This window comes from Hahella ganghwensis DSM 17046 (assembly GCF_000376785.1).
Classification (GTDB): Bacteria; Pseudomonadota; Gammaproteobacteria; order Pseudomonadales; family Oleiphilaceae; genus Hahella; species Hahella ganghwensis.
This window is the reverse complement of sequence record NZ_AQXX01000139.1, coordinates 90,733-104,298: the sequence shown is the minus strand read 5'-3', so window position 1 is coordinate 104,298 and position 13,566 is coordinate 90,733. Positions and strand designations below refer to the sequence as shown.

The following is a 13,566-nucleotide window of genomic DNA, read 5'->3' as shown; positions in this document are numbered from 1 at the left end:
AGAACGCTCAGGACACCAGACTGTACATTCTTTCTGGCCGGCCAACGGTGCCGTATACCACATCAGCCTGCAGCTCATTCGTAGACACCAGATATTCCAGGTAACGCCTGGCCGTGGTTCTGCTGGCACCGACTTCCGCGCCCACATGCTCGGCACTGAACGAGGACTTCGGCGAACTCTCAAATACTTCGCGGACCTTTTTCAGGGTCAACTGGTCGATCCCCTTGGGCAACCTCTGAGGTTTACTAACTCCACTACTCCGTGGCAGCAGGTGATCGACATCTTCCTGCTGAACATTACTCAATCCCAGAATTTTACGGTGGTGTTCACTGTAACGATCCAATGCTTCTTTCAGACGTTCAAATACCAGCGGCTTGAGAATGTAGTCAAACACGCCACCACGCAGCGCTTCCTGCACGGCAGTCGCTTCTTTTGAAGCGGTTATCAAAATAACATCTGTGGCCTGATTGCCCGCACGCAGCTCACGCAGAAATTCCAGCCCGTTACCACTGGGAAAGTGAACATCAAGCAGCATAAGATTAGGTTTCATCACCTCTACCAAGTCTTTTGCCTGATCCAACTGATGGGCAATTCCAACCACTTCAAATTCCGGCAAACGCTCAAGAAAACGCCGTTGAATTTCCGCGTTCTGGGGATCATCCTCAGCAATTACTACCGTCAGTTTTGTCATGGTTACGTCTTAATCTCTTACCGCTATGCTCTGGCTGCCCACAGTTCAGGCAAGAATGGCCTGACCGGCTTTTTGTTTTGGAATATAAACGGTGACCCGTGCGCCGATTTCACCATCCTCAACAACAATGTCACCATTCAGATTTTCCAGAATGGTCTTAACAAGATAGAGCCCGATGCCATGGCCTTCAATGTTTTTTTGACTGACACCCTTAACGAATATTTTATCCCGGATTTCCGGGCTGATACCTGAGCCATTATCCTCTATCTCAAATATCAGATCTTTGCCCAGATCAGTCATGCTCAAACGCACTTCCCTGGGCGAATCCGGACGTCTCAGTGTCGCTTCAAAGGCATTATCCAGCAGATTCCCAATCACAGAGACCAGCTCATCCCTGGACAAATATTCCGGGACATCCGCCATATGACTTTCGCGATCGATTTCCAATTGCAGACCCAATTCTCTGGCGCGGTTGAATTTCCCCAGCAGACAGCCCGACAGAACCGGGTCAGGCACGGCCTCAACCAGAAACTGGATCAGATTCTGGTGAGTACTGGTCTCCTGATTAATTAACTCAATGGCCCTATCCGGGGCACCGATCTGGATGAGCCCGGCAATGGTACTGAGTTTATTGGAATATTCATGGGCCTGACAGCGCAAAAGGTCTGCATACTCTTCCAGATGCTCTATCTTGTGGGTTAACTGGTCAATCTCATCTTTGGCCCGGAAACTGGACACCACTCCGGCAATTTTATCGCCAATCATGATCGGTATCCGGTTAACGATAAATACCCGATTGTTCCTGACAATTTCCTGATCGTACTGGGGCTCACCGGTTTGCAGAACATTGGTAATTTCACCGTGGATCAACACCTCCTTGATAGGTTTTCCCTTACAGATCTGGCTGCGAGGTAAATCCATGGTTTCTATCGCCGCTTTATTTATCGTCATGATCTCGCCATCGGAGTTAATGGCGATAATCCCCTCACGAACCGATTCAAGAGTGGCGTCCCGCTCCTGCAGCAGACGGGCAATTTCCTCAGGTTCCAGGCCCAGTATCGCGCTTTTGACATAACGGGTAATGCCAATCGCGACGAGGATTCCCAAACCAATGGTCAGAAGAGTGACCACCTCGACAGTTGACTGGTAGCGTCCGACCGTCTGCTCCACTTGATCCAGCATATAGCCGACAGACACCAGGCCGATAATATTTCCCTGCTCGTCAAAAACCGGCGCCTTGCCTCTCATGGATGGCCCCATGCTACCCACCGCTCTGGAGACGTAGGACTGTCCTTCCACCAAAGCCGGCGCGTTATCCCCACCCACCATCCGTTTACCGAGGCGATCTTCAAGCGGATGAGAGTAGCGAATGCCTTCCGTATCACCCACGACAATAAAGGCTGCATCCGTTTTTCTGCGTATTTCCTCCACCAGTGGCTGAACCAGAGACAGATCCTGACTTTCCAGACCTTCCACCACCTGTGGAATCTGTGAGACCGTATGCGCCATCTGCAACGCCCGGCGCCCCATCTGCTCCTCAAGATTGGTAGCGACAAATTGCAGGGTGAATCCACTCAACAGCACTGACTGGAACAGCACCAGCACCACTAGGAACACCATCATGCGCTTCTGCAGGGAAAGGCTGGAAAACCAGCCGGAGAACGCCTTCAAAAACCTGGAAGCCGCAGACTTCACCGCCAGGTGGCTAACGCTGTTATTCGTACTCATGGACCCAAACCTCCGGAAAATGCCTGACTACCGGCGAAGACTGTGACTATATTAGCACGGGATTCCCCTTATACCCTTTGGTTGATTGACACAGACTCTCAGCAACTGAACAATTTATCACCTTTGAAATTCTGAAAATTTATCTGCAGGGATAAGGAAAAATGGCAGACGTCTATATCGCCAGGCAAGGCGACCCCGTTAAATCCATCGCACAAGACCTCCCAAACAATAGCTCCATGTCGTTAGAAGCGCGCATGGAGTATGTCATGGCCTTCAACAAAGAACTTAGTCAAACACCCGTTGTTCCAAAGAATGATTTGGTGATCCTGAATAAAGACGTCCTCTGTAACCCTCTTCTCAAGAGTGAATATCAATCTCTGAGAAATGAGCTACAGTGCATGTCGAGCGGTGCATTTAATAGCATCACCGAAATTGGTGGTAATGAGTCCATCGTTCTGATTCAGGCTATTACCCAATTCCTCAAAGATCAGGACTGGTTCAGCCACGCTGGAGATCTCAATACATTTGGCGGCGCTGGATTGGGTGCAGTATCTCAACGGACAGAGGGATTTGTTAAAGCACTGAACAACATAGAAGTGCTGCTGGAGCAGTATGGCAAAGCCCCTAGTCTGGAAAAAGCAAAGTTAAAAGCCAAGATCACCGATGCATATAAAGCGCTGGATCATCGCAATTGTTGTTATAGGTGCTGCAGCTGTCTCGGCTGACTATGCTTCAAAATCACTGGCGGGCACTATGTTTGATTTTGTTGATACACAATTTCAATATTACAACAGCCCCCCTAAGATTCAGCATCCCTATTTTGGCAACTAATCATATGGAGTCTGTGAATTGCCTACCAGCCCCCCTGAACTAATATTGAGCCCTAACCCGGTTTGGCACTACATATGGCTTGTTTGGATGCTGGTGTCCTTTTCGATACTGATCATACAACTGCCTGTCGCCTATTTTGCCCTTGTCAGGCCTTTCGACAAAAAGTTTGAAATGAAGAACGTTATTTTCGAGAAAGGGATCTTCTACGGTAGTTTTATCTCCCGATTGACTAACTACACTCATGGCATCGTTTTTCAGCCATATCGGGGCAAATTATCAAACCGGCTGATGAAAAGACTGGTTGACGGTAAGTTCAAATATCAGGACAGGCTGTATGAAAAAAAGATCGACATGAGATCTTACGCAAACCGGTTTCAAATCGGCTTATGCTACCTTCTGGTTGGCAGTACGATCATCATGGTGGTGGGTATCATCCCTTTTCTCATCCATGACTTTATTCTCTATCCTGAATTTGCCGCTGCCCGAAACAGGTGATAAGTGACAGTTATATGGAATCCGTCAGTATGCCAACAGCTCCTCCTGAATTTCTCTTCAGCCCTAACCCCGTCTGGCACTACATATGGTTATTTTGGGATCTGGTCATGTTTTCAATACTGCTCGTACAGCTCCCTTTGGCGTACTTCACAATAGTCCGTCCATTTGACAGGAAATTTGAAATAAAACATTACACCCTCGAGAAAGGGATATTTTACGTCAGTTTTCTGATGCGGCTTTTCAACTATGTCACAGGGATTCTATTGCAGCCATATAAGAAAAGGCCGCTTAAAGGTATCGCTAAGAGATTTGTCAGGGGAAGATTTGACTATCAATGGGGCGTTTATGAGAAAAGCATCAACTTTCGCGCTCATGCTTCTAACTTCCAGATCAGGCTCTGTTACCTGATGTATTACAGCACCATCATTTTTTTCCTGGGGCTCCCGGCTTTACTGGTACATAACTTTATCCTGTACCCGGAGTTTGCTACGGCTCGCGGAGGCTGAGTTATATGGGGACTATGGGGAGTTTCGATAAGTATCGATATCGATAAATGCCCCTACCTCTCCCAGAAATCGGACCACCTCAGGATCAAACCCCATCGCAGGAGTTGGGATTTCATCGTTCGTGGCGATTCTCAATACAACCACGAGTCGGGTCGTAAGGCTAAACCGATTCCTGGCCAAATTTACCAGATCTTTTTTACCCTTCAGTTGATCAACTATTTCCTTCGACAACTCATAAATATCGACATAATCATCAGCAATCTTGTCCGTAGATAATATCCATGAATCATGTTTAGGTAATCGACCTCCCATTCGATCCCCTTTCCGCCTAATTTCACTTGGCGTAATTTCCAGGACATTTGTCACTTCTTCTGGATCAATGTCTCCGTCCAAAGCAAAGTAAACCCTGGCTTCATTAGTCGACATTTCAAATACCTCTTTATCTGGAACTACATGGAATGCTTCTTCCGGAACCTTTACTAAAAGCTCGCAGTAGCCAGAATGAATCCCAGTAGCCCAACCGTAATCTCTGCGGTCTGACAAAGTTGACCCATCGATATTCTCAGTTCACTAATGTGTAATTCAGGCTTCATTCCCAGTATTTCTTCAATCTGCCGCAGTATTTCATGCAGCTCATCAGGTTCAATACTGGGAAGACTCACATGCTGGGTACTGCCTTGAAAGACAAATGCCAGGTATGTCGCACCGTTTTCTTCTGCAACAAACTCCCATCGTAGAATGTCAGCAACTTTTAAGTGGTAGTCCGGGAAAAACAGTCCGAGGTTTAAATAGAGTAATTTATTATCGCCTGAAACTTTCATTGCTGTATTTCTGGCCTCAGTTATCAGTAATTATCGTGATAGAATCAAACGCATCAATCGAATTCTGACCTTTGATAATCTTCAGAGCAACTCCAATAAATTCAACAAATAAAAAAGCCCTGCAAAAACAGGGCAAAGCAGGGATAGTTGGTGGTCGGTCATGGAACCTCAATGCATAAAATGGCGCTTTCCATCACGGTGTTTTTCCAGCCATTTGATCAGCGTATCTTTTTGCTCTGGTGACAAAGAGGCATGAAGCTCATTGATCCTGGGTAACACAGTTCTGAAACTTTCATTAATGAATTGCTGATGCTGCTCAAATGCCAGGAGAAGTTTGGCTTCATCCATCTGATCTGATTTCAGTTCATTGATCACCATTGACCTGGTCGTTTCACGCTCTTCCTTCATGGAACTGCGAAGTTGTTTCACGTCCCCCAGTAGTTGATTCCACATTTCATTCTGCTGTTCGTTGAACTCCAGCTCATCGCTGACCTTCTCAGCCAGATAATCCATTCTCCCGTCTTCACCATGACGACAGGCAACCAGACCCAGTACCAGAAACATGGATGACAACCAGATCATTGGTTTCTTCAGAATTGAGGCTTGCATCGTTTGATCTCCTATAAATAAATCTTCCGGCTGTCTCGTACGCCGTGTGATCATCTTAAAACCCCTGCCGCCGGGGTTCTTTTCGGCGGAGTATCAGGCTGTATCACTTTGTAACAGCCTATCCTTATGATTTTCATAGATATTTATCCATCTTCGATCAAAGCCGGAAGAATCAGCATATGGACTGGAAAAATAGTCTGGTTATGATGCGTTCATGAACGTACTTTTGATTGACGACGATATTAACCTGGCAAAATTGCTCGGGCACTACCTGGAGAGCTATCAATGGCAGCTCAGGCATGCTGCGGCACCTTCAGAAGCTTACGCTCAGCTGAAAGAACACCAGCCGGATGCCATTATTCTGGATATTATGCTGCCGGAAGAAGATGGCTTTCAGGTGTGTCGCCGTATCCGGGAAAAATGGGATATCCCGATCATTATGCTGACCGCCAGAGGTGATGTTACAGACCGGGTGGTGGGACTTGAGCTGGGTGCAGATGATTACTTGCCCAAACCCTTTGAGCCTAGAGAACTAGTGGCCCGGATTCAAACGATTGTACGCAGACTGGGCAAAGCCTCAGAACGTTCGCAACCGGTAATCGAGAATGAGCCTCTCAATTTCAAAGGCCTGACCATCCATCCCCTGCCTCAGGAAGTCATCGTGGAAGGACAGAAAGTTAAACTCACCACTTCTGAGTTCAGACTACTCTGTCTCTTTGCTGCCAGTCCGGGAAAAGTTTTCTCCCGGGACGACATCATGAATGAGTTAAGAGGTACGGAAGTGGAGCTGTTCTCACGCTCCGTCGACATTACCGTCAGCAGACTCAGGCAGAAACTGAAGATGAAATCCCAACGCATGTTTATCACAACCGTCTGGGGCAGTGGTTATCGATTTACCGGTGAGTCCCTGTAATGTTGGGTATCTGGACGTCAAAACGTCACAAAAAACCACACAGTTTAAGTGTCCGCCTGACGTTGATATTTCTGCTGACAGGTATTCTGCTATTGGTGCTGGCCATCGGCGCATTCAGGTTTTCGGCTGAGGAACACATACAAACTCGATGGCGCGACATGCTGGTGGATTATGTGGCCATTATTACTCAGGGTATCAATCCTCCTTTTACAGAAGCACAAACTCAAAGTCTTGCTGAACGAACCAATACTCAGGTCAGCATACTATCTGATCAGGGGTACTGGATTCCTCAGCAGCCTCCTTTCAGCCTGGAAGACCCTCACTGGCGAACAACCCCGGATGCCGACCTGAAAATCAGTCGATGGCACGGTTACTTCATTCTGACCCGCCAGATTACTGGCGGCACCATCATTTTTTATGACAGGCCAATAAAGGGATTCAACTTCCTGACGCCGGGAAGCATGATTTCGCTTGGACTGATTGTATTGGTGGTATTCGGGAGCTTTCATTACGTGAAGAAACTCCTTCGCCCGATCAAAACCCTCACCTCCGCCGCAGAGCATATTCGGGACGGAAACCTGGAAGTCAATGTCCCTGCCCGGAGCCGGGACGAACTGGGCGTTCTGACAATGACCTTTAACAGCATGTCACAACAGATCAAGCACATGCTGGATGCCAAACATCAGCTACTGATCGCACTAAGTCACGAGCTCCGTTCTCCGTTAACCCGTCTGCGTATCGCCGGTGAGCTTCTACCGAAATCAGCCACGAGAGAGAGTATCATCAGCGACTGCAGAATCATGGAAAGCCTCATAGCGGATATCATGGAGGGTGAGCGGCTAGGCGCAAATTCCCTTCATTTGAGATTCGAAACAATTCAGATACCGAAGCTGATAGACGAGACCTGTAAGGACTTCCCCACAAACCAACAAAGCCTTATCCAGATAATTGGTGGCCCTGGTGTTTCTGTTGTTGGAGATCCGATTCGCTTGAAGATATTACTTCGTAACCTGATTCAGAATGCGTTGGATTATGGCAATGCGCTACCTGTCACTGTGCAATGGACATTGAACAGTGAGCAAGTGGAAATATCAGTTATTGATCAAGGTCCTGGATTTGATGACAGTGACTTGCAACACATCGGAGAGCCTTTATTCAGAGCAGATAAAGTCCGCAGGCATCATCAGGGAAATGGCATGGGGCTATACCTGTGCACATTAATCTGCAGAGCTCATAACGGTCGTCTTCGGGTCCAAAACCGCCCCTTATCTCATCAGGAACGATCCCCTCAGGAAGGGCAAGAGATCACCGGAGCGGAAATCACCATTGAACTTCCCATAGCCTCACCTGAAATCTGATAAAGCTCACTTTGGCAAACGTCCTTCCAGCGCCTGCATTCGCCGCATTTCAAAGTCATTGAACCCTAATTCCTCACGCATTATCTGATCCAGGTGTTGGGAAACATCCTGCGGCGAAATACCGGAGCGGCTCAAGAGAACGTCCTTTCTGGCCAGGTAGGCAGATTTCTTCTGCTCCCAACCCTGCTTTTCTCTCTCTACCCGAGCCATCTTATCAGCCACATCACTCCCAAGCTCCCTGGACACCTCCTGGTACCAAGTCCCCAATCCGGGATGCATCCCCTCTTTCTGCATCAATTGTTTATATCGTTGAATCAACAGTGTTTGCTCTCTATGGGATCGTTGCTCAGGAGAAAGCGCCTGTTCGAGATTCGCGGACATCATTCTGAGCTCGGATTCACCCAAGCCGGATCGACCAAGGCGGATCTGAGCCAGCATAAATTGATCGTAACGCTGCTCTTCTGCAAAGAATGCATCGACTTCCTCGGGACTGAACAGTTCACGCTGAAGTCTGCTTCTTTCGTCATGAAAGAGTTCTACCGATGCCAGTGCATTCTGTTCATAACGACCATGAAAGCTGGCTTTGGCCTGCTCAATCTCCGGGTGCTGCTGCAGACCATTAACATATTCCGAATATTCCCAGTATCGTTGCAGAAGATCCATCGCCTCAGAGAGTGCTGGTTCCTCCAATTTGTTTTCAAGATATTGCCGGGCAAGTCTCCAGGCTGATTCCTGCGGAACATCTTCGACGCCCATCAATTGGGCAAAATAGTCCATCACCTGGCGCAACTTAAAGGAAACCACCAGGCGCCCTTCCTCATTCACCTGCAATCCATCAGGAGGTTCAGTTCCCTGTAATACTTTGGGAACAGAGATTGAATCTAGACTAGCCTTGCCTGACTCCCACTTACTGGCCGTATTGTCAGACAGGGTATCGGCTTTTAATAAAAACGCGCCAGACTTAGCGCCCGCTTTGCCTGATGCCAAAATGTCAATCGGTTCGGCCGCACTTTCTGAGAGTACGTACTCGTGCACCAACTGCACCGTCATTATCCCGCATAACAATACCAGGATGATCGCGGAAACCATCAGATTATGACGAACTTCTGGCCGCTTCATTCTATTATCCTCCGACATTTAAACAGACAAGTCGCCGCCACCAGACATTCCAGTGGCGGTAACTCACCGATCGGCTACAGACCAGCGTTTTTCAGTCGATTTGCCTGAGTTGTATAAAGGCTTCTGACAAAAGAGGGGGTTATACCGGCAAAGTGTCCTATCGCATCGAAGTGACTCATGTAGTAGTTACCGACAAAATCGCCCAGTTTGTGCCCACATTGCGGAACCAGGCCATCCCACTGGTATTGATTATCGAACCTGGGCACAACCACATTGTCCAGAACTCCGGTGATTGCCCAGTAAACCGGATCAAAGATTTCCCAGAAAGTCGTGAAGTCGGCATTGGATCTGGCACCGATTGAATAATAACGAACTCCGTTGACGACCGTGTTGTCAGACTCAGCGACATCCCCTCGCAACCCCCCGTTGATCTCCATACAGTTCTGGCTTGGCAGGCCGGCAGGGTATTGCTGGTTAAACACTTCGACGTTTGCCGGGTTGGTGGCGGCTTCCAGTGCCAGGAAGGACTGCCACTGACGGGTTGGACTGTTGTAATCACCATCGGTACCGGAGGCACTTCCCCCCTCCCAGCCAAAGGTAAAGATCAGCCCGATAAATATCTCCAATAACTGCTCCGCGGCACTTCCAGAGGTGACTCCAAGATCTTCAACCACTTGCCGGCTCCATGGGGAAATATGCGTGCCTCGATTCATCCCCGCAACGGTGGTTACCGAGGCGACTTGCCCGGGCATCACAGCCGCCACATAGCGAGAAGCCAGCGCTCCCTGACTATGCGCGATCAAATTCACTTTTTCCGCCCCAGTGAGCGTCAGTATTGCCTGAACGTCAGTAATCAGTTCGTCGCCACGGACTTCATTGGACTGTAGTCCGCTGAGATTGGTGACATAGACGTCTGCACCATCCCGACGCAACGCATTGGTAATGCCGTACCAATAGTCAATTTCAAACAACCCCAGATCGAAGGTGTCGAATGACGTTGCTCCCCCCACCATAACGATGGGATAGCGGGTTGAGGAATTTCCAGCCTGAGCCGTAAAAGACAGCGCCAGCAAACAGGCCACCACAGCAGCAGTTAATGTTTTCATCCATTGATTCCTTGTTTGTTGTTATTGGGATCTTTTGATACTGCGAAGGCAGAAGATTAGGGGAATCTTCTCTTATCCGAATCACACATTCGGGTGATAGCCAGTCAGACTAAAGGGGTTCCGGCTCTATTGAGTTACAACACTGATCTCATTCGGCCAGCACTCCTTTTACGATTTCTCACAATGGCCCGAAACCCCTTTGCTATACTCGTAGAGTCTGTCTGCTGACCGAAGACTCCATATGTTCAACAACCTGTCTATTTGTCTGATATGTTTTATCGCGGGATTGGCGGCATCCCAGATACTGGCTCCGGGGAGTGCGATTGCTGAAGACCCTCAATATTTCCGATTCCAGGTAGTTGATGACAAACAACAGCCCGTCGCCAACGCGGTGGTAGAACTGGTTACCGACACGTCTTCCCCCCCTGCCATGCCGCAGGTCCGTATGGATCAGGTGAACAAGTCTTTTGTCCCACATGTCCTGGCTATCACCAAAGGACAATCTGTGTCATTTCCCAACAGCGACCAGATTCGGCACCATGTTTATTCTTTTTCGCCTCCCAAACCGTTCGAAATCCGGCTCTACGCAGGCACGCCGGGAGAACCGGTGGAATTTGAAAAAGCAGGTGTTGTTGTCCTTGGATGCAATATTCACGACCGGATGGTGGGCTATATCTACATTGGCGATACTGTCTATACAGGGACCTCTGACACTCGTGGAGAAGTCCTGATTCCAGTACCGGCGGACTTCTCTGCCGTCAGGCTATGGCACTCGCAACTATCACTCGACGGTCAGACGCGGTTGACGCTGTTAAAAAGCGAACTGAAAAGGGAGCTGTCCCCGGAAGGCGATCCTACTTACCAGCTTAAGCTTCCGTTAACGATTCGCCAGACAGTACAGCCAACAAACGAATCCAAAGACCTGCGCAATAAGTTCCAAAAGTTCGGCTCATAACTGGCTTATAACTGACTCAAAAGAATAAAAGGATACGATCAGTGGGAGTTAACCGCCTCGGATCACAGATATTGCTACTTACCACCGTGCTGGTTTGTGCAGTCTCTCTGACAGTGCTTATCACTGTATGGATCTCAACAGCCACCTACACCCAAAGACAGGTATCACAGGATATCGCTGGCGCCGTCAATGTTTTCAATCAGTTACTCAATGAACGTCAGAATCAGTTGATAGCCTCTGCCGAAGTCCTGACCTCCGACTTCGGTTTCAAGCAGGCGGTCGCTTCCAATGATCGGGCAACGATAGAAAGCGTCCTGGAAAACCACGGAGCCAGAATTGACGCCGACCTGATGTTTCTGATCGGTCTGGATGGTGAAATGAAAGCCTCCTATGGCGAGAGTGGAATTCGCCCTGGAACCTACTTTGAACCACAGCAATTGCTGGAAGAAGCTCTGGCAGATGGAGGCGCCGCGTCTTTTGTGGTGAACAACAACGAACTCTACCAAATTATCATTCTACCGGTAAAAGCACCTGTCCCCGTGGCATTAACCGGAATCGGATTTCGCCTGGATCAGGAATTGGCTCAGCAACTTCTGCAACTGAGCAACCTGAACATCTCCTTTGTAGACATGTCCTCAGACTCACAAAATGTATTGGTCAGTACACTGCGAGATACTATCCGCGAAGAAGCCCTGGCAGCCTCGGACTCCGTCGATATGACTTTCCGGCTACCGTTTCTCAGACATCAGTCATTCACCTCTAAACATCAGCCCATTACCAGTTATGAGGGACACCGGATAGAAGCCATACTTACCGTAAACCTGGATCAGGTTTATGAAGACTTCGACAAGCTTCGGGACACCATTTTCCTCATTACACTGACCACCCTGATACTGGCCATTTTCGGCAGTGCTCTGCTGTCCCGTAACCTGGCAGGTCCTCTGGCAGAGCTGGAACGGGTTGCCGGGCATATTGCCAAGGGGGATTATCATAACCTGCCAACCATTCAGTCGCGCACCCGGGAAATCAAGGCCTTGTTCCGTGCCTTTGTACAAATGCGCAACGATATCAAGCAACGGGAACAGCGTATCAGCTACCAGGCCACCCATGATCACCTCACCGGCCTTTATAACCGTCCCAGTCTGATGGAGCAGGTCGATGCCAAAATCAGATCAGGACAAGCGGCATTTATTGTTGCCAGTATCAACATCAATGGCTTCCGAAACGTTAACGACACCTTTGGTCCCCAGGTTGGAGACCAATGCCTGTGCGCAGTAGGCGAACGTCTCACACAACTTTCCCAGGAAGACTCCCTCGCCGCCCGATCCGGTGCTGATGAGTATTTCATAGTTCTTCCGGTGCCTCCAGGGGCCTCCCCCTACATTTTGGGCCCCCAGATTCTGGAACAGTTATGCGAACCACTGGCATTTAAGAACCTGCGCTTATCACTCTCCTTCAGTGCCGGCATATCTATTTACCCCAATGACGGTGACAACGCTGAGAAACTGATCCGCCGGGCCGGGATTGCGTTGGATAAGGCGAGGACATCCCGCCAGGACCTCAGTTATTACCAGGAAGGAGAGGAGGAAGCCCACCTGGACCGCCTGACTCTGCTCGACGACCTGAAAAGAGCACTCAGGGATGACGATGGCCAGTTACTGATGTATTACCAGCCCAAGCTTAATCTTCAAACAGGCCAGATTGACAAGTGCGAAGCATTGATCCGCTGGATTCATCCAGTGCGTAAGTTTGTATCACCGGAGCTGTTTGTCTGCCTGGCAGAGCAATCGGGGCTCATTGACCAATTGACCGATTGGGTGATCAATGCCGTCATAAGGCAATCATCTGCATGGCAGAAAGAAGGTATCCGGATCCAGATTGCCGTCAATATCTCTGCACAGGATCTTGAACGAGAAGAACTTTTACCCAGTATCTGCGCTCAGCTTCAGGACCATGACCTTGCGCCAGATTGCCTCAGCTTTGAGCTGACGGAGCGGGATATGATGTCCGATGCAGAAAAGGCCGTTTTACTGATGGAACGTTTCACCCGAGAAGGATTCCATCTCTCCGTCGACGACTATGGAATCGGGCATTCTTCACTGTCCAAGTTAAAACAGATGCCAGTCAGAGAATTGAAGATCGATAAAAGCTTTGTACTACAGTTGGAACAGTCGGAGAGTGATCAGATTATTGTGCGCTCAACCATTGAACTGGGGCACCGCTTTCAACTTAAAGTCATTGCTGAAGGCGTTGAAACAGAAAACGCCGTCGGCATCCTCCGGGACATGGGGTGCGATTATATTCAGGGTTACCACCTGGCCAGACCTATGCCGCCAGAAGACTTTCAAAGCTGGCTGCTGCAACAAAACTCGTTTGAAGCCACCAGACCAATGACTTGATCCAAAGAGGATGACGCTCGAACCTCCAGTCATCT

At 48.9% G+C, this 13,566-nt stretch carries 14 protein-coding genes; 7 read left to right on the top strand and 7 right to left on the bottom strand.

Features of this window, described 5'->3' with window-relative positions; all coding sequences use genetic code 11:
- Positions 1-7: 7 nt before the first annotated feature.
- Positions 8-691 (bottom strand): response regulator, encoded by a 684-nt coding sequence (locus tag F566_RS0126585; protein WP_020410087.1) that lies wholly within the window; start codon positions 689-691, stop codon positions 8-10.
- Between the two features lie 45 nt (positions 692-736).
- Positions 737-2,419 carry an ATP-binding protein gene (locus F566_RS0126580; RefSeq protein WP_020410086.1) on the bottom strand — a complete coding sequence of 561 codons (1,683 nt, stop codon included), beginning with the start codon at positions 2,417-2,419 and terminating at the stop codon, positions 737-739.
- A 161-nt stretch (positions 2,420-2,580) separates the two neighbouring features.
- On the opposite strand from F566_RS0126580, the gene F566_RS0126575 reads away from it, so the two are divergent.
- The 3 genes from F566_RS0126575 (at position 2,581) to F566_RS0126565 (ending at position 4,251) form a co-directional block, all read left to right on the top strand.
- Positions 2,581-3,144 (top strand): hypothetical protein, encoded by a 564-nt coding sequence (locus F566_RS0126575; RefSeq protein WP_020410085.1) that lies wholly within the window; start codon positions 2,581-2,583, stop codon positions 3,142-3,144.
- A gap of 193 nt (positions 3,145-3,337) precedes the next feature.
- Entirely contained in the window at positions 3,338-3,745 is a 408-nt protein-coding gene (locus F566_RS0126570) for a hypothetical protein (RefSeq protein WP_020410084.1), read from the top strand.
- A 14-nt stretch (positions 3,746-3,759) separates the two neighbouring features.
- Positions 3,760-4,251, top strand: coding sequence for a hypothetical protein (locus tag F566_RS0126565; RefSeq protein WP_245555311.1), 492 nt, complete (start codon positions 3,760-3,762; stop codon positions 4,249-4,251).
- A gap of 12 nt (positions 4,252-4,263) precedes the next feature.
- On the opposite strand, the gene F566_RS0126560 is transcribed toward F566_RS0126565, so the two are convergent.
- The 3 genes from F566_RS0126560 to F566_RS0126550 all read right to left on the bottom strand — a co-directional run bounded on the left by F566_RS0126560 (position 4,264) and on the right by F566_RS0126550 (position 5,681).
- Positions 4,264-4,677, bottom strand: a complete 414-nt coding sequence (locus tag F566_RS0126560) for a DUF4279 domain-containing protein (RefSeq protein ID WP_020410082.1) — start codon at positions 4,675-4,677, stop codon at positions 4,264-4,266.
- A 53-nt stretch (positions 4,678-4,730) separates the two neighbouring features.
- Complete coding sequence (locus F566_RS0126555; RefSeq protein WP_020410081.1) at positions 4,731-5,072, bottom strand: hypothetical protein; 342 nt, start codon at positions 5,070-5,072, stop codon at positions 4,731-4,733.
- Positions 5,073-5,240: 168 nt separating this feature from the next.
- A complete protein-coding gene (locus F566_RS0126550; protein ID WP_026180338.1) occupies positions 5,241-5,681 on the bottom strand; it encodes a Spy/CpxP family protein refolding chaperone in 441 nt (146 codons plus the stop codon).
- A 214-nt stretch (positions 5,682-5,895) separates the two neighbouring features.
- On the opposite strand from F566_RS0126550, the gene F566_RS0126545 reads away from it, so the two are divergent.
- A complete protein-coding gene (locus tag F566_RS0126545) occupies positions 5,896-6,594 on the top strand; it encodes a response regulator transcription factor (RefSeq protein WP_020410079.1) in 699 nt (232 codons plus the stop codon).
- Complete coding sequence (locus F566_RS0126540) at positions 6,594-7,952, top strand: sensor histidine kinase (protein WP_020410078.1); 1,359 nt, start codon at positions 6,594-6,596, stop codon at positions 7,950-7,952. The genes F566_RS0126545 and F566_RS0126540 overlap by 1 nt, the downstream gene beginning before the upstream one ends.
- Before the next feature lie 6 nt (positions 7,953-7,958).
- On the opposite strand, the gene F566_RS0126535 is transcribed toward F566_RS0126540, so the two are convergent.
- Entirely contained in the window at positions 7,959-9,071 is a 1,113-nt protein-coding gene (locus F566_RS0126535; protein WP_020410077.1) for a lipase secretion chaperone, read from the bottom strand.
- A gap of 74 nt (positions 9,072-9,145) precedes the next feature.
- Positions 9,146-10,177, bottom strand: coding sequence for an esterase/lipase family protein (locus F566_RS34220; RefSeq protein ID WP_020410076.1), 1,032 nt, complete (start codon positions 10,175-10,177; stop codon positions 9,146-9,148).
- Positions 10,178-10,418: 241 nt separating this feature from the next.
- Between F566_RS34220 and F566_RS34215 the strand changes: the two genes are divergently transcribed.
- Positions 10,419-11,132: a methylamine utilization protein gene (locus F566_RS34215; RefSeq protein ID WP_020410075.1), complete on the top strand. Its 714-nt coding sequence runs from the start codon at positions 10,419-10,421 to the stop codon at positions 11,130-11,132.
- A gap of 41 nt (positions 11,133-11,173) precedes the next feature.
- Positions 11,174-13,531, top strand: a complete 2,358-nt coding sequence (locus tag F566_RS0126520) for a bifunctional diguanylate cyclase/phosphodiesterase (RefSeq protein ID WP_020410074.1) — start codon at positions 11,174-11,176, stop codon at positions 13,529-13,531.
- The last annotated feature ends 35 nt before the right edge of the window (positions 13,532-13,566 follow it).

What these genes read in the sequence shown, in the direction of transcription:
- F566_RS0126585 (WP_020410087.1), bottom strand. Translation starts at nt 691, where the DNA reads ATGACAAAACTGACGGTAGTAATTGCTGAGGATGATCCCCAGAACGCG.
- F566_RS0126580 (WP_020410086.1), bottom strand. Translation starts at nt 2,419, where the DNA reads ATGAGTACGAATAACAGCGTTAGCCACCTGGCGGTGAAGTCTGCGGCT.
- F566_RS0126575 (WP_020410085.1), top strand. Translation starts at nt 2,581, where the DNA reads ATGGCAGACGTCTATATCGCCAGGCAAGGCGACCCCGTTAAATCCATC.
- F566_RS0126570 (WP_020410084.1), top strand. Translation starts at nt 3,338, where the DNA reads ATGCTGGTGTCCTTTTCGATACTGATCATACAACTGCCTGTCGCCTAT.
- F566_RS0126565 (WP_245555311.1), top strand. Translation starts at nt 3,760, where the DNA reads ATGGAATCCGTCAGTATGCCAACAGCTCCTCCTGAATTTCTCTTCAGC.
- F566_RS0126560 (WP_020410082.1), bottom strand. Translation starts at nt 4,677, where the DNA reads ATGTCGACTAATGAAGCCAGGGTTTACTTTGCTTTGGACGGAGACATT.
- F566_RS0126555 (WP_020410081.1), bottom strand. Translation starts at nt 5,072, where the DNA reads ATGAAAGTTTCAGGCGATAATAAATTACTCTATTTAAACCTCGGACTG.
- F566_RS0126550 (WP_026180338.1), bottom strand. Translation starts at nt 5,681, where the DNA reads ATGCAAGCCTCAATTCTGAAGAAACCAATGATCTGGTTGTCATCCATG.
- F566_RS0126545 (WP_020410079.1), top strand. Translation starts at nt 5,896, where the DNA reads ATGAACGTACTTTTGATTGACGACGATATTAACCTGGCAAAATTGCTC.
- F566_RS0126540 (WP_020410078.1), top strand. Translation starts at nt 6,594, where the DNA reads ATGTTGGGTATCTGGACGTCAAAACGTCACAAAAAACCACACAGTTTA.
- F566_RS0126535 (WP_020410077.1), bottom strand. Translation starts at nt 9,071, where the DNA reads ATGAAGCGGCCAGAAGTTCGTCATAATCTGATGGTTTCCGCGATCATC.
- F566_RS34220 (WP_020410076.1), bottom strand. Translation starts at nt 10,177, where the DNA reads ATGAAAACATTAACTGCTGCTGTGGTGGCCTGTTTGCTGGCGCTGTCT.
- F566_RS34215 (WP_020410075.1), top strand. Translation starts at nt 10,419, where the DNA reads ATGTTCAACAACCTGTCTATTTGTCTGATATGTTTTATCGCGGGATTG.